The sequence below is a fragment of the Leifsonia sp. 71-9 genome (assembly GCF_001898805.1).
Taxonomy (GTDB): domain Bacteria; phylum Actinomycetota; class Actinomycetes; order Actinomycetales; family Microbacteriaceae; genus Leifsonia.
Map to the genome: position 1 here is coordinate 585,153 of NZ_MKVJ01000017.1, position 22,435 is coordinate 607,587.

Here is a 22,435-nt window from a genome sequence, read left to right on the forward strand (position 1 = left end):
GCCGGCGCGACCGGGACGGGCAAGACCAAGACCCTGCAGGTGCTCGCCGAGCAGCTCGCCGCCGCGGGCGTGCCCGTCTTCGCCGCCGACATCAAGGGCGACCTCTCGGGCATCGCGGTCCCCGGCGACTCCAACGAGAAGCTGCTGGAGCGCACCAGGGGCATCGGCCAGGACTGGACCCCGCGCGCGGCGACCACCGAGTTCTTCTCGCTCGGCGGCGTGGGCCGGGGCGTCCCCATCCGGGCGACCGTCGCCGGCTTCGGCCCCCTGCTGCTCTCGAAAGTGCTGGGCCTGAACGACACGCAGGAGTCGAGCCTCGGCCTGGTCTTCCACTACGCCGACCAGGCCGGCCTGCCGTTGCTCGACCTCTCCGACCTCCGCGCCGTGCTCACCTATCTCACGAGCGACGACGGCAAGGCCGAGCTCGCCGGGCTGGGCGGCCTGTCGAGCGCGACCGTCGGCGTCATCCTGCGCGAGCTGATCGCGTTCGCCGACCAGGGCGCGGACGCGTTCTTCGGCGAGCCGGAGATCGACACCGCCGAGTTCCTGCGCGTCGCACCCGACGGGACCGGCGTGGTCAGCCTCCTCGAGGTGCCCGGCGTGCAGGACAAGCCCGCCGTGTTCTCGACGTTCCTGATGTGGCTCCTCGCCGACCTGTTCAACGATCTGCCCGAGGTCGGCGACCTCGACAAGCCGAAGCTGGTCTTCTTCTTCGACGAGGCGCACCTGCTCTTCAAGGGCGCCTCGAAGGACTTCATCGCCTCGATCACCCAGACCGTGCGCCTCATCCGGTCGAAGGGCGTCGGCATCTTCTTCGTCACCCAGACCCCGAAGGACGTCCCGAGCGACGTGCTCGCGCAGCTCGGCTCGCGGGTGCAGCACCAGCTGCGCGCCTTCACCCCCGATGACGCCAAGGCGCTCAAGGCGACGGTCTCGACCTACCCGAAGTCCGGCTACGACCTGGCCGAGGTGCTGCAGTCCCTCGGCACCGGGGAGGCCATCGTCACCGTCATGAACGAGAAGGGCGCTCCCAGCCCGGTCGCCTGGACCCGGCTGCGCGCGCCGCAGGGGTCGATGTCGCCGGCCCCGGAGGCGCAGATGGAGGCCACGGTCGCCGCCTCCCCGCTGCAGGCGAAATACGGCATCCCCATCGACCGCGACTCGGCCCGGGAGCAGCTCGCCCGCAAGCTGGACGCCGCAGCGGCCGCCGCAGACGCGGCCGAGCAGGCCCAGGCGCAGGCGCAGGCCGCCGCTGCCGCGGAGAAGGCGGCGGCAGCGCAGGCGAAGGCCGACGCGAAGGCCCAGGCCGCCGCCCAGAAGGAATACGACCGCATCCTGAAGAGCACCTCGCCCTCCCGGACCACGCGCCGCACGACCTCCAAGCCCGCCCCCAACGTTCTGGAGCAGGTGCTCGGGTCGAAGGCGACGCGCGACATCCTGACGGGGGTCGTGGAGGGCATCTTCGGCACGCGGAGGCGTCGCTAGCCGACGGGACCTGGCCGTCGCCGCCGTATCGGGCGACGAGGAATCCAGCCCTACGCGCCGAGCGGGAGGACGTCCTTCAGCCGGAGGCGCTGGTCGTACTGGATGACGCCGCGCTGGAATGCGGCGACCGCCAGGCGGAGGATCAGCGCACCGACGACGAACAAACCGATGGCGATGCCCGCGCCGACCCACGGGTCGAGCGCGCCGGTCGCGTTCAGAAGCAGAGCGGTCATGGGGGAGCTGACGGGGAAGAAGGTGAGGATGGTGACCATCGGGCTGGCCGGGGTGAACAGGACCGCGGTGATGAAGTAGAACGGCGCGATCATGACGATGACCACCGTGCTGTAGAACGGCGCGGCATCCTTGGCGGAGGGCATGGCGGCGCCCGCCAGGACGAGGAGAGCGGTGAGGGTGAGCAAACCGCCGAGGAGGAGCGCGAGCCCGAGGGCGACCCGGAGCGGGTCGACGACGATGTCGCCGATGCCCAGGAAGTCGAGGTCCATGCCGGGTGCTGCGATCGCGTAGATGAGCACACCGCTGAGCGCGACGATGCCGATCTGCACCAGCCCGAGCACGGCGAGGGCGAGGATCTTCCCCTGGATGAGTGCGCGGGCGGGAAGGGAGACGAGGATCATCTCGCTGATCCGGTTCTCCTTCTCCTCGACGGTGGAGTTCAGCATCTGGTTTCCCAGCAGCGTGACGATGAGCAGCAGCAGCACGGCGAGCAGTCCCGGCAGGATCATGGCGCCGAGGCCGCCGGCGGGCTCGCCGTCGGCGTAGGCGTGGATCGTCGTTGCGGGGATCGCGCGAACCAGGGCCGCGGTGCTCGTGTCGAGGGTGGTGTCGACGCTGGCGGTGTACAGACCGCGGGCGAGAGCGGTGTAGTCGGCGTTGTGGACCAGTCCGCGGTCTTTCGCGTGGATCTCCACCGGATCCGTCGTGGGGTCGGCGGGGAAGTGGAGGTAGGCGACCAGCTGGCCGTCCTTCGTCCGCTGCTCCGCGTCCTGGCCCGCAGGGCGTCCCCCGAATTGGGCGGCGGCCGTCTCGGAGATGAGTCCCGAGTCGTCGGCGTATTCGAAGCTGATCTGCTCCGACGCGGCCGGCGTGTTCGTCCCTGCCCAGGTCAGCACCGCGACCATGACCGCCAGCACCGCCGGAAGGAGGAGGGCGGCGACCCAGAACTGCGGGCGGCGGATCGTCCGGGAGACTTCGAACCGGGTGACGATCCGGACCTGGCCGGCGCTCATGCGTGGACCTCCTCGTGTGCCGCCCCGTAGATGCGCACGAACACCTGGTCCATCGACACCCGGTGCGGTTCGAACCGGACGGGTCGTGCGTCTCCGGCGACCAGAGCGGCGAGGATCTCCTCGTCGGTGGCGCCGGCGACCGGTGAGAGCCGGATCAGGTCACCGTCTCGTCGCGCCACGGAGTAGAGCGAGGAGACCGGCGGCTCGCCGAGCAGGCGCACCGAGATCATCCGGCTGCCGTGCGCATCCTGGATCTCCTGGACCGTCCCGTACGCAGCGGCACGTCCGTCGCGCAGCAGGAGCGCCCGGTCGCAGAGCCGCTCGACCTCGTCCATGTTGTGGGTGACCAGGATCACCGTCGCTCCCGCCGTCTTGCGTTCGGCGATCAGATCCATCAACAGCTGCCGATTGACCGGGTCGAGTCCCTTGGCGGGCTCGTCCAGGATGAGCAGGCCGGGGTCGCCCATGATCGCCACCCCCAGCTGCACCTTCTGCTGCTGACCTCCCGAGAGCTTCTCCAACCGCATCCGGGCCCGATCCGCGAGCCCGACGCGTTCCAGATAGGTCTGCGACCAGGAGCGTGCCTCCGTGCGACCCAGCCCTTTGATCTCACCGAAGTACGTCATCACGTCGAGGACCGTGTCTTTGCGGTAGAGGCCGCGCTCCTCCGGCAGATACCCCACCCGCGCGCCCGCCCCGGGGCGGAACGTCTCTCCGTCGATCGACAACCGACCGCCCCTGGGCGGCAGCATCCCGAGCAGCGCGCGCAACGTCGTCGTCTTCCCGGAACCGTTGCTGCCCAGCAGGCCGAATGTCTCACCTGGCTCGACCGAGAACGACAGATCGTCGATCACCACGCGGTCTCCGAAGACCATCCGGAAATTCGAGACGTCAACCCGCATACAGCTCCTCATCGTTGATGGCCGCTCCACGCACGGGCCGAGGCCACGCGGTGGTGTTCCGGGACGACCGGAACGCTTTCGAGCGTAGGAGCGGTCGTGGTCCGGACCGCGTCAGAGGCGCGCTTGTGCAGTATCCGCAGGCATCCGCTTAAGCAATCGGGGCGTTGTCTGCGTACTCCGAGCGGAAGCCCGCGCAATCAGCGCATGCGCAGCCCCGCACCCCGCCTCACACGACGATGATCTCGTATCCGCGTTCGATGAACGCCGCGCGCTGCTCGTCCGTGATGCCGGAGTCGGTGATGAGGGTGGTGAGGGCGGTCGGGCCGCCGACGGTGGCGAACGCCTTCTGGCCGATCTTCGAGGAGTCGGCGACGAACACGGCGCGTGTCGCGCGGCGTGCCATCAGGGAGTTGACGCTCGCCTCGCCCTCGTCGTGCACGGTCGCGCCGATGACGGGGTCGATGCCGTTCACGGCGATGAAGGCGACGTCCATGGTGATCTTCTCGAGCACCAGATCGGTGTAGGGGCCCACCAGTTCGTACGAGCGCTGGTGGACGACGCCGCCGGTGACGACGACCTTGATCTGCGGGCGGATGACGAGCTGCGCGGCGATGTTGATCGCGTTGGTGACGACGGTGAGGTTCGGGTAGGGCGACGGCTCCAGCAGGTCGGCTCGCGAGGCGAGCACCGTGGCGACCGCGGTGCTGGTGGTGCCGCCGGAGAGCCCGACGACGGCGCCGCGGGGGACGAGGGCGCTCGCCGCCTGCGCGATGCGCAGCTTCTGCGGGGCGTGCTGCTCGTGCTTGTACCGGAGGGGGAGGTCGTAGGCGACGGACTGGCCGATCGCGCCGCCCCGGGTGCGGGTGAGCATCTGCTGCGAGGCGAGGGCGTCCAGGTCGCGACGGGCCGTCGCAGCGGAGACGTTGAGCGTGGTGACGATGTCCTCCACCTCGACCTGGCCCGTCTCCGCCAGGAGGTCGAGGACGGCGCCGAGCCGCTGCGATCGGCTCATCGCCGTGCGCTCCCGGCTCCGTTCGCCGCGCGGCAGCGGACGGGACAATTCGAGGGGTCCGCCCGGCTCCGCCGCGGCGCGCGCGTCATCCGCCGTCTGCTCGGAGACCAGGGGCGCTTCGTCCTCCTGGTGCGTTCCGGCGGTGGATGAGCGCGTCACGGGCCGATCCTATCCTGTGCCACCGCGTGGGTACGCGGATGCTTGCGTCAATGATTGCTCATGATCGAACACGCTGTCTAGAGAGCAACTTCGATCAGTGAATCCGGGAGTGAGTGCCCGTGTGACCGGGATGTTGCCATTTGGTGACGATCTCCGGCCCGATGCTTGACGCGATCCCCCCGATCGGGGCATGATCACGAGCATCCATTGAGCGAAAGTGCTTGTTTCCCACGGGAACACGTCAATAAACATCAACGGCTCCGCATTGACGCGCAGGCACCCAGCTGTAACGGCACGTGTTCTTTCGAGAAGTGGGGAATTCAATGAAGAAGGCATTCCGGCGGTCAGCGGCGGTCGCGACCGCCGTCGTCGCCACCATGGCACTCGCCTCCTGCGGTTTCAGCGGCGGGTCCGGGGGCTCGTCCGGCGGCGCGCAGACACTCGACCTGATGGTGGCGAGCTATTCGGACAACACGAAGGCCGAGTGGGAGCAGATCATCAAGGACTTCGAGGCGAAGAACGGCGACATCAAGGTCAACCTGGACGTCGAGTCCTGGACGGACATCAACAACGTCATCAAGACGCGCATCCAGGCGCAGAAGCAGCCCGACATCCTGAACATCGACGCCTTCGCCGGTTTCGCGGCGGACGACCTGCTCTACCCGGCCAAGGACATCGTCTCGGCGTCAACGCTCGCCGACTTCCAGGACGCGTTCAAGAAGAACGCGAGCATCGACGGCACGCAGTACGGCCTGCCGTTCATCGCCTCCGCGCGCGCCCTGTTCTACAACAAGGACGACTTCGCGAAGGCCGGGATCTCGACCCCGCCGAAGACCTGGGCCGAGTTCGAGGAGGACGCGGGCAAGCTCAAGGCGGCCGGGGTGACGGCGTACGGCATGCCGCTCGGCAGCGAGGAGGCGCAGGCCGAGACGGCGCTCTGGTTCTACGGGGCCGGCGGCGGCTACGGCGACGCCAAGAAGCTCACGATCGACAGCTCGCAGAACGTCGAAGGCGCCACCGAGATGAAGAAGATCATCGACCAGGGGTACACGGAGCCCAACCCGGGCTCGACCAACCGCACGCCGCTGCTCAACGTCTTCATCCAGGGGCAGCTGGGCATGCAGGTCGGCCTCCCGCCGACAGTGGGTCAGATCAAGGACAAGAACCCGTCCCTCAACTACGGGATCGCGCCCATCCCGACCAAGGACGGCTCCTCCTTCACCCTGGGGGTGGCGGACCACCTGATGGCGTTCAAGAACAAGACGGACAAGAAGGCCGCGATCACGAAGTTCCTGGACTACTTCTACTCGCCGGCCGTCTACACCAAGTGGGTGGGCGCGGAAGGCTTCCTGCCGACCACCAAGTCGGGCGCCAAGGAGATGGCCTCGGACGAGACCATCAAGCCGTTCCTCGACCTGCTGCCGGACGCCAAGTTCTACCCGTCCACCAACCCGAACTGGTCGGCCGCGCAGGGCGCGATCCAGAGCCAGATCGGACAGCTCGGCCAGGGCGCGGTCCCGGCCGATCTGCTGAAGTCCATCCAGGCCAAGGCCGACGGCCAGTAACCCCGGATGACCAGCACCGCTGAGTCGACTCGCACGGGGGCGGCGTCCGGCCGCCCCCGTCGCGGGTCCCCACCGAAGCGCTCCGGCGCGTCCGACCTGCTCCACGCCGTGCCGTGGACGCTGCCGGCCCTCATCCTGATCTTCGGGGTCGTCCTGTTCCCGGCCGGCTACATGATCTACAACTCGACGCGGAAGATCTCCCTCGCCGGCGTCGACCACGGTTCCGTGGGCCTGCAGAACTATTTCACCGTCCTCTCCCGGCCCGAGCTCCCCGGCATCCTGCTGAACACGCTCGTCTGGGTCGTCTCGGTCGTCGCGATCACCGTGGTGATCGGGCTCGCGCTCGCGCAGTTCCTCGACAAGAACTTCCCGGGCCGGCGCTGGGTGCGGATGGCGATCATCGTCCCGTGGGCGGCGAGCGTGGTGATGACGACGACCGTGTTCGTGTACGGTCTCGACCCCTTCTACGGGATCATCAACAAGTTCCTCGTCGACGTCCATCTGCTCGCCGAGCCGTTCGGCTTCACGAAGGAGCCGGTGCCGGCGTTCCTGTCGTCGATCGCCATCGCGGTCTTCGTGTCGCTGCCGTTCACGACGTACACGATCCTGGCGGGGCTCGCCGGTATCCCTGGCGACATGCTGGAGGCGGCGAAGGTCGACGGTGCGAGCGCGGTGCGCTCCTACTTCGGCGTGACGCTGCCGAACCTCCGCAACGCGATCGCCCTGGCGGCGCTCATCAACATCATCAACGTGTTCAACTCCCTCCCGATCCTCAAACTGATGACGGGGTCCATCCCCGGCTACAAGGCCGACACGACGACGACCTACGTCTTCAAGCTCCTGCAGAACGAGCAGCGCATCGATCTGTCGAGCGCGCTCAGCGTGATCAACTTCCTGATCGTGCTGGTCGTCGTCGCGCTCTACCTGTGGATCGTGAAGCCGATGAAGGAGGCCGCATGACCGCCCCGGCCCCCACCCTGCTCGCCGGCGCCCCGCAGGCGCGCCGCCGCCGCTCCCGCCTCTCGGGCTCCCCGGGGCGCACCGTCGGCAAGACGATCGCGGGAATCGTCATCGCCCTCGTCTTCATCGCGCCCTACCTGATCATGCTGGTCGGCTCGTTCAAGTCGCGGAACAACATCCTCGCGGTGCCCCCGACGTACCTGCCCGACCAGTGGCATCCCGAGAACTACGTCACGATGTGGTCCACCCCGGAGACGCCGCTCCCGTTGAACCTCGTCTCCACGATCGTGATCTCGGTGTTCGCGACGCTTCTCGTGCTCGTGGTCTGCGTGCCCGCGGCGTACTACACGGCTCGGTTCCGGTTCCCCGGCCGCGGTGTGTTCCTCTTCCTGGTGATCGTGACGCAGATGCTGCAGCCCACGGTCCTGGCGACCGGCCTGTTCAAGGAGATGGTCGCGCTCGGCCTCAACGACACCTGGCTGGCCATGATCCTGATCAACGCGGCGTTCAACCTCGCGTTCGCCATCTGGATCATGCACACCTTCTTCGCCGGAGTGCCCAAGGAGGTCGACGAGGCCGCGCAGCTCGACGGGGCGGGCAAGTGGACGGTGCTCTTCCGCGTCCAGCTCCCCCTCGTGTGGCCCGGGATCGTGACGGCGATCATCTACACGTTCGTCGCCTCGTGGAACGAGTTCGCCGCGAGCCTGGTGATCCTGTCCACGGACGCGAACCAGCCCCTGTCGGTGGCGCTGACCAAGTTCGTCGGCCAGTACGACGCCGCCTGGCAGTACGTGTTCGCGGTCTCCGTCGTGGCCGTGATCCCGGTCGTGGTGCTCTTCATGCTGATCGAGAAGCGCCTGGTCGGCGGGCTCACCGCGGGCAGCGTCAAGTGAGGGGCGCTAGGAGATCGGCGCACTTGTCGAGCCTCGTGTTGCCGAAGGACCGAGCTACTTGGCTGCGAGGGCCTCGAGGTGATCGACCACGCCCGGCATTGCGAAGGTCTTGAAAAGGTCCTTCTGCGCGGGGCATCGATCGAGGTCTGGACAGACAGCTGGTATGAGGGCCTTCATCGCGAGCGACGCATGGCCGAGTCCGATTGCATGAGCCAAGATCGGGTTCAGGGTTTTCGTGACCGCAGCCGCGAAAATGTTCGCTGCCGCCTTTGATACCCCAGCACCAATCAACCGTTCTTTGACGCCGTCCGCGATGAACCCAGCGTAGGTCGCCGGGTCGACGGCCTTGGCTGCATCCAGCAGGAGCGAGCAGAGCCAGTGGCCGGCGTTCTCCCGGTGACCCTCCGGCAGGGCGTCAATAATGGCGTTGGCAGCTTCCTCAAACCACGAGCCCGGTTCGAGGATGATGGAGCCGATGAACGCGTAGCCGTTCACTTCTCGAGCGCTGCGCGCGCGATTTCGCCCGACCTGCGGGGTCAAGCGAATAGAAGACTCAGGCCGCGAAGGACGTTGAGGCCGTGGGCTGGAAGGTCCCCTAGTAACTGCTGATGGCCCGCTAGAACGAGCGATTCGCCTCATCGCGCGACCGTCACATTCCTCGCGACGACGTGCAAGGCGATGGCCGTGATGCTTGGGACCGTTTGGGCAAGGGGCTCCGTAGTTGGCCACTGACACTCCGTTCCGCGAGTTGTAAATGTCCCGCTGCGCTTCCTGCGTCCGGCTAGCTTCTCAGGTGCATGTCAAAGCTCTCAAGTCGACCTACCCCGAACGTCAGCTGACCCGACGGTGAGATTCGTGGTACGTCGCGGCCAGTCACCCAGGCGTACCCTCCTTTTGGCGCGCAACTCGGCGAGGACCTGATCCCGAGTGTGGGGCGAACCGCCTGACGCGGCTCCCAGTAGCTCAGGACGTTGCTACACGAAGTCGCGAAGACAGCGGGATTCCCTGTGTCACATCCAGCGCGGTGAAGCGGCGAAAGCCGGTAAGGCCGAACGTTCGCAGCGCGGCCGGAACCGGGTCCAGCAGGTCTTCGAGCACTCGGACGCATTCGTGGGAGACGATGAAACAAGAGCGAAAAGATCGAAGCCGAGTCGTACTTTCGCGAGTTCATCGAGGCAGAATTAATAGGAGGTTCGACTGAGCGGCGCGACCGTCGAGCTCTGCGAGCCGAGGTGGCCAGCTGGCCTAAATGCCGAGCAGCGTCCGGCTGCGCTGACCGACGCCGAGCGCGATCGGCGCCTCGGCACCGCTCCGCTCGCTCCACGCCGCGGAGAGCCCGGCCCAGGCGAGCACCCAGCGCAGCAGGGTCCGCTCGTCCAGGCCGGTCTCCGTGGCGATCACCCGGGCCGTGCGTTCGAGGCGGCCCGGGCGGAGCGCGATCTCCGCGTCGGGGTTGCACAGGATGTTGAGCACGTCGAAGGCCGGGTCGCCGTGCAGCGGCTTGGGGTCGATCGCGAGCCAGCCGCGTTCGCCGAAGTCGAGCACGTTGCCGTGGTGCAGGTCGCCGTGGAGCACCACGTCAGCGGCGGGATGCGCGAGCAGCGCACGCGCCTCCGCGGCGGCCGCCGGGTAGAGCCCGTCGTGGTCGTGCGGCCGGTCGGCGGCGTGCTCGAAGAGCTCGCGGAACCACTCGTCGAGCGGATGCAGGCCGCCCGGCCGTGTGTCCGTTCCGGCGGCGTGCAGGCGGCGCCCCGCGCGGCACAGGATGCGCGTGGCGTCGTCGTCGCCGGCCGGTCCGGACCGCGCCAGCCCGGTCAGCGACCGCGCGCCCTCCGCCCGCTCGAGCAGCACGGCCTCCCCGTCGCCCCCGAATTCCAGCACGGCCGCCGCGGCCTCGCCGTCCCACCACCGCAGCACGTGCGCGCCAGCGGCCTCCTCGGCGACCAGCGCCCGCTTGAGGAACGCGGGCCGGCCGCCCTGCCGCACCGGCTGCAGGGCGCTCGACGGAGTGCCGAACGCCTCCCCGTCCGGCGTCAGGCGCCAGCGCTCGCGCCAGCCGGCGAGCAGTGCGTCCGCATCCGGGGACGACGGCGCACCGCCGGGAGGGCTCCCACTCATCGGCGGCCCTCCCTGGCCGCGTAGGCGCCCGGCGGTGCGCCGATCACAGCCCGGAACTCGCGGCTGAAGTGCGCCTGGTCCGCATACCCGAGCTCGAGAGCGAGCGTGGCGAGCGCGGGCGGATCGTCGGAGCGCAGGGCGGCCGCGGCCTCCTGCAGCCGATAGCGCTGGATGAGCCATTTGGGCCCGAAGCCGATGTGTCCGGCGACCAGGCGCTGGAGGTGCCGGACGCCGAGGTCGAAGCGCGCCGCGAGGTCCTCGACCCGGCGCAGGTCGCGGTCGGCCTCGACGGTCGCGACGATCTCGTCGACGAGCCGGGCGTCGTCACCGGGCAGCGGGAGGCCGCCCAGCCAGGACTCGACGGCGGAGACCGCGCCCGCGTCGTCTCCCGCGTCCATCGTCCGTCGCACGAGGGGGAGCAGGGCTACCAGCCCGTCGACGGCGAGCTCGTCCACCGGCACCACCGCGGGTAGCGAGCGCAGTGAGGTGCCGGTCCAGCCGCGCGCGACGCCCGGGCGCAGCAGCATCCCGAACGCCCAGCCCGTGCCGCGCAGCGTGCGACCGCTCACACCCCGGTTCGCCCGGTGAAGCAGGGCGGAGCCGGGCTCGATCACGAGGTTCGCCGTCGGGTACTCGAGCACCTGCGGGCGCAGCTCCCGGCCCTCCGGCAGCGTCCAGCGCGGCAGCCAGTAGTGGCGGACGAAGGCGCTCGCCGCCTCGCCGGGGAACACCCGCTCGATCCGCACGGGCTCGCCTCCTGTGCGGGTGAGCAGGCCGTTGCTGCGTGGCACGGCGGCGGTGTGCGGACTCACGCTGCCATACTTTCACGGTGAGCTCGATCCGCCCCTTCCAGCCGGCCGACCGGGACGATGTCTACGCGATCTGCGTGCGGACCGGGGCGAGCGGTCAGGATGCGACCGGCGCCTACTCCGATGACGACCTGCTGCCCGACGTCTTCGCCGGCCCGTACGTCGCGTACCAGCCCGACCTCGCGTTCGTGGTCGACACCGGCGAGCACGTCGCCGGGTACGTGATCGCCGTCGCCGACAGCCGCGCCTTCGCCGACTGGTACGAGGCCGAGTGGCTGCCCGGATTCCGCGCCAAGTACCCGGTGGAGCAGGCGCGCGACGACGCCGAGCGCCAGGCGATCGGCTTCGGCCTGGATGTGCGCGAGGCGATCGTGCCCGAGGTCGACCGGTTCCCGGCGCACCTGCACATCGACCTGCTCCCGGAGCTGCAGGGCCAGGGGTTCGGGCGCGCGCTCATCCGCACCCTGCTCGCGGCGCTGCGGGATCGCGGCGTGCCCGGCGTCTACCTCACCATGTCGCCGTCCAACCACGGCGCCCGCGCGTTCTACGAGCGCCTCGGCTTCACCGAGCTTCCGTCGAGCACGCCGGACGCCCCTGCGCTCGCGATCGCGACGGACGCGCGTCTCTGAACGACGCGGCTCAGCGGCCGACGAGGGCGGGGAGGCGTTCGAACCAGTAGAGCAGCTCGGGGGAGTCGCGGCGCAGCTGGGCCAGCGTCATCGAGTCCTGCGGCCGGGTGACCGGGATGTCGAGCTCCTCGACGACGCGCTCCATGTCCTCCAACGACCAGAACTGCCCGCGCATCCGGATCAGCAGGCGGCCGTCCGTGCCGGTGATGAAGAGCTGGGGGAGGGTGTCGAGCGTGCTGCTCTCATAGAGCTGCACCAGCACCACCGCCCCGACCTCCGCCGGCCGCACCCGCACCACGCGACCGAAGAAGCCGCGCTCCCGCACCCCGTCGGCGCCGAGCGTGATCGTCACGCTCAGGAACGAGTACACGCAGAGCACCGTCGCCGCGACGACGAGCAGGTGGGCGATCAGCACGAGCGGCCAGCCGCCGGTGGGGATCGACAGCCAGTAGAGCACGGCGAACACCGGGGTCGTCAGCGCCAGGATGGCGATCACGCCGCGCGTGAACAGGTACCGGAAGGGGCGCAGCACTGTCTCGCGCGTCACGCCCGTCTCCCGTCCGAGTTCCCGTTGCTCTGTCATCGAACCGAGCCTGACTCATCGGTCGGTGTCCCCGGTAGCGGCATTTTGGGGGACACGGGCCGCTTTCGCGGCGTTCTCGCGGGCGCGGATGCTCCGCACCCGGAACGCGCTGAGGATGGTCGCGAGCACCCCGACCGCGAAGACGACGACCGTCCCGACGTCGTGCATCGAGCGCCCGACGAGCAGCGTGATGGCCGCGATCGCGATCGTGGCGCACAGCTGGGAGAACATCTTCTTGCTCATCGCCCCCATCTAACCGGAACCGCCGGGTGCGCGCCGACGGACGGTGCGCTCCCGGCGGTGTGGCCGGAGGGTGGGATCAGCCGAGCGAGACGGCCGTCCACGAGACCGGCGGAAGCTCGACGCTCAGCACGCCGTCGGCGACGGAGGCCGTGGCGTTGGCGCGCAGGCCGACGCGGTCCTGGTCCTGCAGCGTGTTCTTGGCGTACACGTCCTCGTCCCAGAGGCTGAGCGCCTCCTCCACCGTCTGCACACCCAGGTCGCGCAGATCGACGCGGACCGTCTCGGTCTCGGTCTGGCTGCGGTTGACCAGGAACACGGCGGCCCGTCCGGCCTCGGCGTCGTGCGTGGCGACGGCATCCACGATGCCAGCGTCGCCGTGCACCGCGGTCTCGTAGGTGCCCGTCTGGATGCGCGGCCGCAGGATCTCGCCCGCGGCGAGTCGGCTGGTGACCGAGAACGGGAAGAACGTCGTCTGCCGCCAGGTCGGACCGCCCGGCTCCGTCATGATCGGGGCGATCACGTTCACGAGCTGGGCGAGGGAGGCGCTGGTCACGCGGTCGCCGTTCTTCAGCAGCGTGATCAGGAGGTTGCCGAGCACCACCGCGTCGGCGACGGAGTAGACGTCCTCCAGCTGGCGCGGGGCGTAGCGCCACTCGTCGTTGACCTCGTCCGACGCCTTGTGCTCGTCGAGGTACCAGATGTTCCACTCGTCGAACGAGATGTTGATCTTCTTGGCGCTCTTGAGCTTGTGTCCGACGTGGTCGGCCGTCGTGACGACCGTGTCGATGAAGTACTGCATGTCCAGGGAGGAGGCGAGGAACGAGCCGAGGTCGCCGCCGCGCTCCTGGTAGTAGGCGTGCGCCGAGATGAAGTCGACGTGCTCGTAGGAGTGCTCGAGGACGACCCGCTCCCACTCGCCGAAGGTCGGCATCCCGGAGCCGGACGATCCGCAGACCACCAGTTCGAGGTCCTTGTCCGCCATCTTCATGGCGGCCGCCGTGCGCGCGGCGAGCTTGCCGTAGTCGTCGGCCGTCATGTAGCCGGTCTGCCACGGGCCGTCCATCTCGTTGCCGAGGCACCACATGCGGATGTCGTGCGGCTCCGTCGTGCCGTTGGCGATGCGCAGGTCGCTGAGCGCGGTGCCGGAAGGGTGGTTGGCGTACTCGAGCAGGTCGAGCGCCTCGTCGATCCCGCGAGTGCCGAGGTTCACCGCGAGCATGAGCTCGGAGTCGGTCAGCTTCAGCCAGCGGGAGAACTCGTCGAGCCCGACCTGGTTCGTCTCCAGCGAGTGCCAGGCGAGGTCACGGCGCACGGGTCGGTTCTCGCGCGGCCCGACCGAGTCCTCCCAGCGGAACCCGGAGACGAAGTTTCCGCCGGGGTAGCGGATGGTCGTCGAGCCGAGCTCCTTCACCAGCTCCACCACATCGAGGCGGAAGCCGTCCTCGTTCGCGGTCGGGTGCCCGGGCTCGTAGAGGCCGTTGTAGACGCAGCGCCCGAGGTGCTCGACGAACGAGCCGAACAGTCGACGGTTCACGGGAGCGACGCTCGCGGAGCGGTCGAGGGCGATGTGGGTCTCAGACATGGGTTTCCTTCAGGGTCCTTCGGATCGGTGGTGGTCGGGGCGGGCGTCTATTTGACGCTGCCGATGGAGAGTCCGCCCTGCCAGTAGCGCTGCAGGGTGAGGAACGAGACGATCAGCGGGATGATCGAGATCAGGGCGCCGGTGATCACCAGGTTCCACAGCGACTGGCCGCCGGTGTTGACCTGCGCCTGCGACTGCAGCGCCCCTAGGCCGACAGTGACGGGGAAGAGCTGCGGATTGGAGAACATCACCAGCGGTAGGAAGAAGTTGTTCCAGGTGCCGACGACCGAGAGCAGCAGCACGGTCACGACCGCGGGCCGCATGAGGGGCAGCGCGACACGGGCGAAGATCCGCACCTCGCCGGCGCCGTCGACGCGGGCGGCGTCCACCATCTCGGGCGGGATCGCCTCGTCCGTGTAGACCTTCATCAGGTACACCGCGAAGGGGTTGAGCATCGACGGCAGGATGATCGCCCAGATCGTGTTGGTCAGGTGCGCCCCGCTCATCATCACGAACAGGGGGATGACGAGCACCGTCGCCGGGACCATCACCGAGCCGAGCACCACCGCGAAGAACAGGCGGCGGCCGCGGAACCCGTACATCGAGAAGCCGTAGCCGGCGAGCACCGAGAGGACGGTGGCGCCGACCCCGCCGGCGATCGCGTACAGGAACGAGTTGCCGAGCCAGTGCGCGTAGAGGCCGCCGGAGTAGGTGAACAGGGCGCCGATGTTCGAGAACAGGTCGAAGTCGCCCGAGAACCACAGCGCGCTCGTCTTCCCGTCGAAGAGCGTCTGCTGGCTCTTCGTGCTGGCGACGATCAGCCACCAGAACGGCAGCGCGAAGTAGACGATGAACGCGGCGAGGATGATGTGCGGGATGACCTGGCGGCCGCCGCGACGATGCGGGGCGCGGCCGCCGCTGCTCCGGCGGTTGCGCGCGGGACGGTCGTCGTGGGCCGGGGACCCTGACCCGGAGCCGGTTGCGAGGGTGGCGGTCATTTCATCAGTCCACTTCTCTTGCGCGTGGCGAACATGAAGGCGTACGAGCCGACGAAGATCACGAGGCCCAGGGCGAAGGCGATCGCCGACGCGTAGTTGAACTGGTGGTACGAGAAGGCGACGGTGTAGGCATAGATGTTCGGCGTGTAGTTGGAGGTGATCGAGCCGGACGCCATCCCGCGCAGCATCTGCGGTTCGTTGAAGAACTGCAGCGTGCCGATGAGGGCGAAGACGAGCACGAGCAGCAGGGAGGACGCGATCATCGGGATCTTGATGCGGAGCGCGACCTGCCAGGCATTGGCGCCGTCGACCCGGGCGGCCTCGTAGATCGAGGGGTCGACGCCCTGCAGCGCCGCGTACATGATGATCATGTAGTAGCCCGCCCACTGCCAGGTCACGATGTTGACCAGCGATCCGAAGACGTTCTGGTCGGAGAAGAAGTTCGGCGCTTGCAGCCCGAACGCTCCGAAGAGCTCCTGGGCGGGACCGAAGCTCGGGCTGTAGAGGAACCCCCACATCAGCGCGCCGATCACGACGGGGACCGCGTAGGGCACGAAGATCAGCAGGCGCGAGATCTTGGCGAACCGCGTCGTGAGCGCGTCGATGAGCAGGGCGGCGACCAGCGCGACGATCATCTGGGCCGGGATCATCACGATCGCGAACAGCATCACCCGCCAGACGCCGTCGAGGAACAGCGGGTCGGTGAACGCCTTCGCGTAGTTCGCCAGGCCGACCCAGCTGGTGCCGCCGGCGAGGGTGGTGTTCTGCAGGCTCATCACGAAGGCGTAGACGAGCGGGATGAGGAGGAAGAGCAGGAGGAAGACGGCGAACGGGGCGGTGAACGCCCAGCCCCAGCGCGCCCGGCGCAGGCTGACGATGTCGCCGCGCCGCCTGGTCGCCCGGGGTTCGCGCGGTCGCCGCGTCGCGACAGCGGATTCGGTCATCGGGGGAGTCCTTTGATGGGAGCGGATCGGTGGAGGAGGGCGGCGCCCGCGTGTGAGCGGAGTCAGGTGCGGGCGCCGCCGGCGGTCATTTGACCGTGTAGCCCTGCTGCTTCGCGTAGCTGACGACCGCGTCCTGGTAGGTCTTCAGCGCCGCCGTCGGCTGCGCCTTGCCCTTGTTCGTCGAGTTGACCGCGTCCGTCAGCTTGTCGTAGACGAGGTTCTGGAACGGACTGAACTGGAAGCCCTTGTAGTCCGTGGCCGCGGTGAGGAAGACGTCTTTGTTGATCTGCTGACCGCCGAAGAAGTCGTACGCCTTGTCCTTGAAGTAGTCGGACTCGAGGATCGGCTTCCAGAGCGGGAAGAGCGCCGCTTTCTCGATGCCGATCTTCCACGCCTCCTCGGTGCCGAAGATGCCCATCGCGACCTCGGCGGCCGCCTTCTGGTCCTTCGCCTGCTTGCTCACCGCGAACGCCGAGCCGCCGATGTTGATCTGCACCGGGTTGGCCGTGTCCCACTGGGGGACCGGGGCGACCGCCCACTGCGCCGTCTTGTCGGCGCCGGTGAAGCCCTGCAGGTAGCCGGGCAGCCAGGCGGCGGCGACGACCGAGGCGTAGGTGCCGTTGACGAGGTGGGTGTTGTAGTCGGTGGTGGAGGCGTCCTCGGTGCCGACGAGCTTCTTCTGGACGAGGTCGTTCCAGTAGGTGAGCACCTTGTCGCTGGCCGGGTCGTTCAGGTCGATCGAGATGTCCTGCTTGCCCGAGAGCGTGAAGGGTGTGGCGCCCGCCTGGGCGAAGAGGGCCGTCTGGTACGCACGGCCGTTGCCCTGGAAGTCCGTCAGGAGGGTCTTGCCGCCGCTCGCCTCCTTGATCTTCTCCGCCGCCGCGGCGTACTCGTCCCAGGTGGTCGGCACGGCGATGCCGTACTTGTCGAAGAGGTCCTTGCGGTAGAGGAGGCCGACCGGGCCGCCGTCGACGGGGATCGCGTACGCGTCGCCGTCCCGCGACTCGTCGCTCCACGCGCCCTCGGAGTAGTCGTCCTTCACCGTGTCGGCGCCGAGCTTGCTGAGGTTCGTGATGGAGCCGTCCGCGATGTAGCTGGGGACGACCTCGGATTCGAGCATCACGACGTCCGGTGCGCCCGAGCCCGCCTGGATCGCCGTGGAGAACTTCGTGTACTCGTCGTTGCCGGCGCCCGCGTTGGTCCAGCAGATCTGGACGTCGTCGTGGGTCTTGTTGAACTGGTCGACGACCGGCTCGAAGTTGGGGTACCAGGCCCACATGGTCACCTGGGTCGCATCCGACTTCACGATCTTGTTCTGGCAGCTTGCCGCATCGCTACCGGCGGAACATCCGGTGAGCGCCGCGATCGCCACTGCGATCACGCCACCCGCTGCGAGGAGCTTCTTCATTGGATTCCTTTCGCGTGCTGAACACCCTTGTCCTACAACGTTGTACTACAACGTTGTAGACATGATCGCCTGTCGAATGTGACCGTGTCAAATGGTTTTTCGTCAGCGCACGAGGGCGGGCACGGCGGTCGACTCGCGGGTGCGCAGCTGGAACGGCACGAGCACCTCTTCCGGGGTGAACGGCGCTCCCGCACCCTCGATCCGGCGCAGCAGCAGCTCGACGGCCGTGCGCGCGATGTCGTCGCGACCCGGATCGATCGTCGACAGGGTCGGCATCGAGTACTGCGTCTCGTCGATGTCGTCGAAGCCGATCACCGCGACGTCGTCCGGCACGCCGAGGCCGTTCTCCTGCAGCACGCGCAACGCTCCGAGGGCGATCGCGTCGTTGAAGGCGACGATGGCGTCGAACGGCACCCCGCGCGCCAGGAACTCCCGCATGGCGTCGGCTCCGTTGCGCCGGTGCCACGATCCGACCGGTACGACGAGCTGCTCGTCGTACGCGATCCCCGCCTCCTCGAGCGCCTCGCGATAGCCGGAGAGGCGCAGGGCGGCCGAACCGATCACCTCGCCGGGATGCGCGCCGAGCGCGACGATCCGCCTGCGGCCCTGATCGACCACGTGCGTCGTCGCGGCGCGGGCGCCCTCCACGTTCTGCATGGTGACGTGATCCTTCGGCCCGTTGAAGATCCGCTCGCCGAGCAGCACCATCGGCGTCGCGATCTCCTCGATCAGCCCCACGTCGCCCTCATCGAGCGCCAGCACGCTGTAGAGCACGCCGTCGACCATCTGCGCCCGAGGATGCCGCAGCACGTCGATCTCGCGCTCCCGCCGGTCCCCGAACTGCTCGATCAGGACGGACAAGCCCTTGTCCGCCGCCGCGCGCATGACCGAGTCGGCGAGTTCGGCGAAGTAGGCGTTGCGCAGGTCGGGGATCATCAGTGAGATCACGTTCGTGCGGCCGGAGCGCAGGCTGCGCGCGGACAGGTTCGGCGTGTAGCCCAGCGTGGCGATCGCGTCGAGCACTCGGCGCCGCGTCTCCTCCCGCACGTACGGGTAGTCGTTGATCACATTCGACACGGTCTTGATCGACACGCCGGCCAGCCGGCTGACGTCGTGCATCGTCGCGGCCATCCGCGCTCCTGTCTCTCGCCTTGCGATGACTTTACAACGTTGAAACCGCACCGCCGCGGACCGCACTGCCGAGCCGTCACGACGCGCCCTCCCCTGAGGTGGGACGTCGTGGAGAAGGGCGTGTCAGGCCTTCTCGGCCGGAGCGCCCGACCCCGCCGGCTTCAGGAGGAACGTCGGTGCCAGCCCCGCGGTCGCTCCCACGGCCAGCGCGATCATCACGGTCGTGAGCTCGTCCGCGCCGAAGAGGTGCCCGATCATTCCGATCAGGAGGAGCCCCAGCACGACGAAGGGGGCGATCTGCTGGATGCGATGGCGCGCATCGCGCGGGCCCTGTGCATGCCGGCGCAGACTCGCCGCCCCGAATCTCCGGGTGACCACGCCGAGCGTCGAGAGCGACACGACCATCAGGAACGACCCCCACGCCCAGTGCCCGCCGAGCGGATCGTCGAGATCCGAGGACACGAGCCAGACGAAGCCGGCTAACATCCCGACCGCTGCAGCGAAGTTCACGTAGCCCCACGGACCGTACAGGATTCCGGTCGGCGCACCGCCGCCGTCCACACCCGTGCCGCCGGGATCTCCCTCGACCCTGCCGCGCCCGGCCCCCATGGTCGCCCCGCCGACCTCGCGATTCTGCAACATGCCCCGACACTACGCCTCTGCTGCGAGTGCGGTACCGCGAGCGGGCCACGCACATTCGTGCCGAATGTCGATTTACCCGCCGCCAAAGTCCACATTCGGCACGAATGTCGGCGCAGTCGCCGGGCCTGTCCTCGGCGCTAGGGTTGCGGTCGTGACCGACCTCGGCTGGCGCCCGCTGACCGTGTCCGACAGCGCGGCGATGGCCGACCTCCTGAACGCGATCGACGCGGAGGATCACGTGTGGGGGCAGTACACCGTGGAGGATGCGGCCGAGGAGTTGGAGTCTCCGGTCGACGACCTCCCGACCTCCACCCTGGCCGTGTTCGACGGCACGACGATGGTCGGCTTCTCGGCGGTGCACTACAAGCCGGCGGCCGAGATCGTCCACCGGGTGCAGGCGGCCGGTGCGGTGCGCCCGACCCATCGCCGCCAGGGACTCGGCACGAGGCTCATGCGCCACGGGCTCGAGACCGCCCGCGAGCTGCACGCGCTGCATCACCCCACCGTCCGGCTGGTGGTCGAATCCGTCTACGGCGAGCACGTCGACGGCGCCGTCGCCCTGTACCGTGCGGCGGGCATGACGGCGACGAAACGGAGCCGGCACCTGCGGCATCCACTCGGCGCCGCCATCCCGGATGCGCCGATCCCCGACGGTTTGCGGATCGAGGAGTACACGGCCGAGACCGACGAGGAGTTCCGCGCGATCCGCAACGAGGTCGCCCGGGCCGAGGGGAGGTCGCAGCTCAGCGCCGAGGAGTGGACGGTCTGGGCGGTGAACTCCAGCTTCCGGCCCGAGTCGAGCTTCCTGCTCCGTGACGTCGAGAGCGGGGCAGCGGTGACGGCGGCGACCGGCGTCCGCGACGCCTACTTCCGGGTCATCGCCACGCGGCTCGAGTACGGGGATCGCGGTGTCGCGCAGGTGGGCCTGCGCAATAGCCGTTTCTTGCGTTGCAGTCCTCGACCATCTGTGTCCAGGAAACGGGGAGCGGGAGTTACTAAGCTCCCGCTCCAGCACTTACCCGCTTCGCGCGATCTTTGGCCCAGCGGGCGAACTCTTGTGCTGTTTGGGCGAACTCTTGTGATGTTTCGCGAGATAGTCGTTTCTCGTCGAGTTCATCGAGTGCAGCGGCGAGCGCCTCCGACGCGCCATCATCACTAAGCAAAAGGGGGAGCGCCCACCAAGTTACGGACGCGGTGCGAAATCCCCGAACCGGCTCGCCGGCGACCGCCCGGATCAAATTGCGACGGTCTAGTAACTCCTCAAGCGCTGGGAGACCCAGTGCCGATAACTGCTCGATCATGTCCGCTACTTCAGTGCGCGCGTCTTGGGCGTTGGTTACGCGCCACCATTCCTCGGGGCCTGCTCCGCCGCGGTGGAGACGCTCTCGCCAAATGCCCCATACCTCAGTTGGCGTTTTCCGATTCGCCTTCCGAGACGAGCTGCGGAAGTCGTACCAATCAAGGTCGCCGGGGACGATTATCGACAAGTTGATGATGCAGCGTTGATCGTCAGACGTGTTCCAGGAGGATGATTGCACGTTGACAAGCGCGCAATCGCCACGAGCGGACCATTTTCGCCAGTTGCTACCGGACCCGCGATATCCGCGGTCGCGCAAGAACGGACCTAGTCTGTCGCGCAATTCTTTCTTCAAGGCTTCCTTGGCCGTCACGCCATCAAGATATCGAACTTCCTACGCGGAGTTACCGATCATCGCAGAAGAGCACGCAAGAGATCAGCCATCAGGTGCGGGGCAAAAAATGGCGGAGAATGGGGGATTCGAACCCCCATCAAGGCACCGCAACGCCTGGAATAGTAGCAAAATTCCGCGGAATTACGCGGAAGTGGCATCTCCTGTTATCTCGCTAAATTATCTGGATCTCAGAATTTTGTGGGCAAAGTGTGGGCACGGAGCGGACCCCGACGAGCGGGGCCTGAAGGCTCTATCGCGGCCTGCGTCCGGGACACGGGCGAGGTAATGGGTGCTCGTCTGGAGCCTGCTGGCATCTGGTCCGGTCGGGCGCGACGGTCTAGCGCCCGCCGGATGCCAGCGTCCCTGGGGTTCGGTTGCGCTCAGCTCGCGGTGTTGCTCGGAGAGTCGCTGACATCGCCCACGCCGCTACTTGCGAGTAGCGCTGTGACGTGAGAAGCCTCCTCTGCCAATCGGTTGATCCGACTTCTAACTTCGGGACTTGCCTCTCTGAGATCGGGGTCGCCGGACGCAGCCTGTACCTCGAGGACGATGCGAAGACGCTCGAGCTCGCGCGAAAGCGTTCCCAATTCGCGAAGTGCATTCAATGTCCCAATGTCTTCGCGTTCGGCGGCGGTTCGTGGCCGATACGCGCTGGCAGGCGTCGCTGACAGCCAGCAATCGAACTCGGCCGCCGTCATGCCGGCGAGGTCGTCACTGAGATTCGGGAGGTCGAGCTGCGATCCAGGGCGGCCGATAGGCGCCAGGATCATCGACAGCGGGACATCGAGTCCTCGAGCGATGTTGAGAAGCTGGCTGACGCTGAAGTCCGACTTCCTGCCTGACTCGATGTTCTCCAGAATCGACTCTGTGATATTTCCGCCCTGGATGGCGTTCGCCAACTCGGCCGTGGTGCGAAATCCGCGTTCGCGGCGCGCCAATCTGATGCGCGCACCGAGGTTGGTCTCCGATCGAAAGTCTGCCATTTCAACAGCTTAGCGCCCATTCTGTTGTCATGTAGTGGAATCCCTGGTATGGTCCAGTCAACAACCGAACGATACTTGAGTTGTCGAAACGGAGGAAGACAAAATGACAGGAGACTACATCCGGCCTATCGATGCGGCCGAACTGACCGGACTGTCGCTAGCGGCGCTCGCACAACTGCGCTACCGGCACCAGGGTCCGCGCTTCTACAAGCCCACATCACATCGCGTGTACTACAAACGCGCGGAGGTGATCGCATGGCTGGAGACCGGAATCCAGACCGCGACCTCGGCTCTGGCATAACTGAGCCATTCAAGATGCAGCCCGGCGTCATCCAGGACTTCGCGGACGGCTATCTGGTGCCGGTCGATCCGATGGACGACCTGCAGTGCGAGAGCTGTCAGTAGAACACCTCGTTCACCCCGGCGTGCCGCCGACTGCTCACCCCCGTTC

The 22,435-nt window shown here is 67.8% G+C and carries 22 protein-coding genes and 1 pseudogene; 7 read left to right on the forward strand and 16 right to left on the reverse strand.

The genetic code is table 11. The annotated features are described in order from the left end of the window. Nucleotides 1-1,485, forward strand: a 1,485-nt coding sequence (locus BGO91_RS12495) for a helicase HerA-like domain-containing protein (protein WP_290473076.1), incomplete at its 5' end; no start/stop codon positions are given. 50 nt (nucleotides 1,486-1,535) lie between these two features. Here BGO91_RS12495 and BGO91_RS12500 read toward each other — a convergent pair. The 3 genes from BGO91_RS12500 to BGO91_RS12510 form a co-directional block, all read right to left on the reverse strand. After that, the gene (locus tag BGO91_RS12500) at nucleotides 1,536-2,732 is read right to left on the reverse strand and encodes an ABC transporter permease (protein WP_290473077.1); all 1,197 of its coding nucleotides are present in this window, start codon (nucleotides 2,730-2,732) and stop codon (nucleotides 1,536-1,538) included. Then, nucleotides 2,729-3,607, reverse strand: coding sequence for an ABC transporter ATP-binding protein (locus BGO91_RS12505; RefSeq protein ID WP_290473078.1), 879 nt, complete (start codon nucleotides 3,605-3,607; stop codon nucleotides 2,729-2,731). Before BGO91_RS12505 ends, BGO91_RS12500 begins: the two co-directional genes overlap by 4 nt. A gap of 253 nt (nucleotides 3,608-3,860) precedes the next feature. After that, entirely contained in the window at nucleotides 3,861-4,646 is a 786-nt protein-coding gene (locus BGO91_RS12510) for a DeoR/GlpR family DNA-binding transcription regulator (RefSeq protein WP_290473145.1), read from the reverse strand. 482 nt (nucleotides 4,647-5,128) lie between these two features. Here BGO91_RS12510 and BGO91_RS12515 point away from each other — a divergent pair, with 482 nt between their 5' ends. Genes BGO91_RS12515 through BGO91_RS12525 form a run of 3 tightly spaced genes read left to right on the forward strand, consistent with a single transcriptional unit; the run spans nucleotide 5,129 to nucleotide 8,223 of the window. Further along, entirely contained in the window at nucleotides 5,129-6,370 is a 1,242-nt protein-coding gene (locus BGO91_RS12515) for an extracellular solute-binding protein (protein ID WP_290473079.1), read from the forward strand. 6 nt (nucleotides 6,371-6,376) lie between these two features. Next, nucleotides 6,377-7,330 (forward strand): carbohydrate ABC transporter permease, encoded by a 954-nt coding sequence (locus tag BGO91_RS12520; RefSeq protein ID WP_290473080.1) that lies wholly within the window; start codon nucleotides 6,377-6,379, stop codon nucleotides 7,328-7,330. After that, a complete protein-coding gene (locus BGO91_RS12525; protein ID WP_290473081.1) occupies nucleotides 7,327-8,223 on the forward strand; it encodes a carbohydrate ABC transporter permease in 897 nt (298 codons plus the stop codon). Before BGO91_RS12520 ends, BGO91_RS12525 begins: the two co-directional genes overlap by 4 nt. Before the next feature lie 54 nt (nucleotides 8,224-8,277). On the opposite strand, the gene BGO91_RS12530 is transcribed toward BGO91_RS12525, so the two are convergent. The 3 genes from BGO91_RS12530 to BGO91_RS12540 form a co-directional block, all read right to left on the reverse strand. After that, nucleotides 8,278-8,763 (reverse strand): hypothetical protein, encoded by a 486-nt coding sequence (locus BGO91_RS12530; protein WP_290473082.1) that lies wholly within the window; start codon nucleotides 8,761-8,763, stop codon nucleotides 8,278-8,280. 705 nt (nucleotides 8,764-9,468) lie between these two features. Next, nucleotides 9,469-10,341, reverse strand: a complete 873-nt coding sequence (locus BGO91_RS12535; protein WP_290473083.1) for an aminoglycoside phosphotransferase family protein — start codon at nucleotides 10,339-10,341, stop codon at nucleotides 9,469-9,471. Beyond that, on the reverse strand, nucleotides 10,338-11,153 hold the full coding sequence (locus BGO91_RS12540) for a helix-turn-helix domain-containing protein (RefSeq protein WP_290473084.1): 816 nt from the start codon (nucleotides 11,151-11,153) through the stop codon (nucleotides 10,338-10,340). Before BGO91_RS12540 ends, BGO91_RS12535 begins: the two co-directional genes overlap by 4 nt. Before the next feature lie 17 nt (nucleotides 11,154-11,170). Between BGO91_RS12540 and BGO91_RS12545 the strand changes: the two genes are divergently transcribed. Then, nucleotides 11,171-11,779 carry a GNAT family N-acetyltransferase gene (locus BGO91_RS12545; RefSeq protein ID WP_290473085.1) on the forward strand — a complete coding sequence of 203 codons (609 nt, stop codon included), beginning with the start codon at nucleotides 11,171-11,173 and terminating at the stop codon, nucleotides 11,777-11,779. 10 nt (nucleotides 11,780-11,789) lie between these two features. On the opposite strand, the gene BGO91_RS12550 is transcribed toward BGO91_RS12545, so the two are convergent. The 8 genes from BGO91_RS12550 to BGO91_RS12585 form a co-directional block, all read right to left on the reverse strand. Continuing rightward, nucleotides 11,790-12,326, reverse strand: a complete 537-nt coding sequence (locus BGO91_RS12550; protein ID WP_290473086.1) for a hypothetical protein — start codon at nucleotides 12,324-12,326, stop codon at nucleotides 11,790-11,792. A 51-nt stretch (nucleotides 12,327-12,377) separates the two neighbouring features. Continuing rightward, complete coding sequence (locus tag BGO91_RS12555) at nucleotides 12,378-12,605, reverse strand: hypothetical protein (RefSeq protein WP_290473087.1); 228 nt, start codon at nucleotides 12,603-12,605, stop codon at nucleotides 12,378-12,380. 76 nt (nucleotides 12,606-12,681) lie between these two features. Further along, nucleotides 12,682-14,187, reverse strand: coding sequence for an alpha-L-arabinofuranosidase C-terminal domain-containing protein (locus BGO91_RS12560; protein WP_290473088.1), 1,506 nt, complete (start codon nucleotides 14,185-14,187; stop codon nucleotides 12,682-12,684). A gap of 47 nt (nucleotides 14,188-14,234) precedes the next feature. Next, on the reverse strand, nucleotides 14,235-15,185 hold the full coding sequence (locus BGO91_RS12565) for a carbohydrate ABC transporter permease (RefSeq protein WP_290473089.1): 951 nt from the start codon (nucleotides 15,183-15,185) through the stop codon (nucleotides 14,235-14,237). Continuing rightward, the gene (locus tag BGO91_RS12570; protein WP_290473090.1) at nucleotides 15,182-16,129 is read right to left on the reverse strand and encodes a carbohydrate ABC transporter permease; all 948 of its coding nucleotides are present in this window, start codon (nucleotides 16,127-16,129) and stop codon (nucleotides 15,182-15,184) included. The genes BGO91_RS12565 and BGO91_RS12570 overlap by 4 nt, the downstream gene beginning before the upstream one ends. Before the next feature lie 85 nt (nucleotides 16,130-16,214). Further along, nucleotides 16,215-17,537: an extracellular solute-binding protein gene (locus BGO91_RS12575; protein WP_290473091.1), complete on the reverse strand. Its 1,323-nt coding sequence runs from the start codon at nucleotides 17,535-17,537 to the stop codon at nucleotides 16,215-16,217. Between the two features lie 102 nt (nucleotides 17,538-17,639). Continuing rightward, nucleotides 17,640-18,668, reverse strand: a complete 1,029-nt coding sequence (locus BGO91_RS12580; RefSeq protein ID WP_290473092.1) for a LacI family DNA-binding transcriptional regulator — start codon at nucleotides 18,666-18,668, stop codon at nucleotides 17,640-17,642. Nucleotides 18,669-18,791: 123 nt separating this feature from the next. Next, nucleotides 18,792-19,310 (reverse strand): hypothetical protein, encoded by a 519-nt coding sequence (locus tag BGO91_RS12585; RefSeq protein ID WP_290473093.1) that lies wholly within the window; start codon nucleotides 19,308-19,310, stop codon nucleotides 18,792-18,794. 151 nt (nucleotides 19,311-19,461) lie between these two features. Between BGO91_RS12585 and BGO91_RS12590 the strand changes: the two genes are divergently transcribed. After that, nucleotides 19,462-20,469 (forward strand): GNAT family N-acetyltransferase, encoded by a 1,008-nt coding sequence (locus BGO91_RS12590; protein ID WP_290473094.1) that lies wholly within the window; start codon nucleotides 19,462-19,464, stop codon nucleotides 20,467-20,469. 109 nt (nucleotides 20,470-20,578) lie between these two features. Here the strand turns inward: BGO91_RS12590 and BGO91_RS22155 are convergent. Both BGO91_RS22155 and BGO91_RS12595 read right to left on the reverse strand, forming a co-directional pair. Further along, nucleotides 20,579-20,980: pseudogene (locus tag BGO91_RS22155) on the reverse strand (DUF4304 domain-containing protein); the annotation flags it as partial. Between the two features lie 401 nt (nucleotides 20,981-21,381). Then, on the reverse strand, nucleotides 21,382-21,984 hold the full coding sequence (locus BGO91_RS12595) for a helix-turn-helix transcriptional regulator (protein ID WP_290473095.1): 603 nt from the start codon (nucleotides 21,982-21,984) through the stop codon (nucleotides 21,382-21,384). A gap of 103 nt (nucleotides 21,985-22,087) precedes the next feature. On the opposite strand from BGO91_RS12595, the gene BGO91_RS12600 reads away from it, so the two are divergent. Then, nucleotides 22,088-22,285, forward strand: coding sequence for a hypothetical protein (locus tag BGO91_RS12600; protein WP_290473096.1), 198 nt, complete (start codon nucleotides 22,088-22,090; stop codon nucleotides 22,283-22,285). Nucleotides 22,286-22,435 lie beyond the last annotated feature (150 nt).

Excerpts from the sequence above, each read along its gene's own strand:
- BGO91_RS12595 (WP_290473095.1), bottom strand. The coding sequence starts at position 21,984 with ATGGCAGACTTTCGATCGGAGACCAACCTCGGTGCGCGCATCAGATTG.
- BGO91_RS12515 (WP_290473079.1), top strand. The coding sequence starts at position 5,129 with ATGAAGAAGGCATTCCGGCGGTCAGCGGCGGTCGCGACCGCCGTCGTC.
- BGO91_RS12500 (WP_290473077.1), bottom strand. The coding sequence starts at position 2,732 with ATGAGCGCCGGCCAGGTCCGGATCGTCACCCGGTTCGAAGTCTCCCGG.
- BGO91_RS12565 (WP_290473089.1), bottom strand. The coding sequence starts at position 15,185 with ATGACCGCCACCCTCGCAACCGGCTCCGGGTCAGGGTCCCCGGCCCAC.
- BGO91_RS12505 (WP_290473078.1), bottom strand. The coding sequence starts at position 3,607 with ATGGTCTTCGGAGACCGCGTGGTGATCGACGATCTGTCGTTCTCGGTC.
- BGO91_RS12555 (WP_290473087.1), bottom strand. The coding sequence starts at position 12,605 with ATGAGCAAGAAGATGTTCTCCCAGCTGTGCGCCACGATCGCGATCGCG.
- BGO91_RS12520 (WP_290473080.1), top strand. The coding sequence starts at position 6,377 with ATGACCAGCACCGCTGAGTCGACTCGCACGGGGGCGGCGTCCGGCCGC.
- BGO91_RS12535 (WP_290473083.1), bottom strand. The coding sequence starts at position 10,341 with ATGAGTGGGAGCCCTCCCGGCGGTGCGCCGTCGTCCCCGGATGCGGAC.
- BGO91_RS12510 (WP_290473145.1), bottom strand. The coding sequence starts at position 4,646 with ATGAGCCGATCGCAGCGGCTCGGCGCCGTCCTCGACCTCCTGGCGGAG.
- BGO91_RS12600 (WP_290473096.1), top strand. The coding sequence starts at position 22,088 with ATGACAGGAGACTACATCCGGCCTATCGATGCGGCCGAACTGACCGGA.
- BGO91_RS12560 (WP_290473088.1), bottom strand. The coding sequence starts at position 14,187 with ATGTCTGAGACCCACATCGCCCTCGACCGCTCCGCGAGCGTCGCTCCC.
- BGO91_RS12585 (WP_290473093.1), bottom strand. The coding sequence starts at position 19,310 with ATGTTGCAGAATCGCGAGGTCGGCGGGGCGACCATGGGGGCCGGGCGC.
- BGO91_RS12570 (WP_290473090.1), bottom strand. The coding sequence starts at position 16,129 with ATGACCGAATCCGCTGTCGCGACGCGGCGACCGCGCGAACCCCGGGCG.
- BGO91_RS12575 (WP_290473091.1), bottom strand. The coding sequence starts at position 17,537 with ATGAAGAAGCTCCTCGCAGCGGGTGGCGTGATCGCAGTGGCGATCGCG.
- BGO91_RS12580 (WP_290473092.1), bottom strand. The coding sequence starts at position 18,668 with ATGGCCGCGACGATGCACGACGTCAGCCGGCTGGCCGGCGTGTCGATC.
- BGO91_RS12525 (WP_290473081.1), top strand. The coding sequence starts at position 7,327 with ATGACCGCCCCGGCCCCCACCCTGCTCGCCGGCGCCCCGCAGGCGCGC.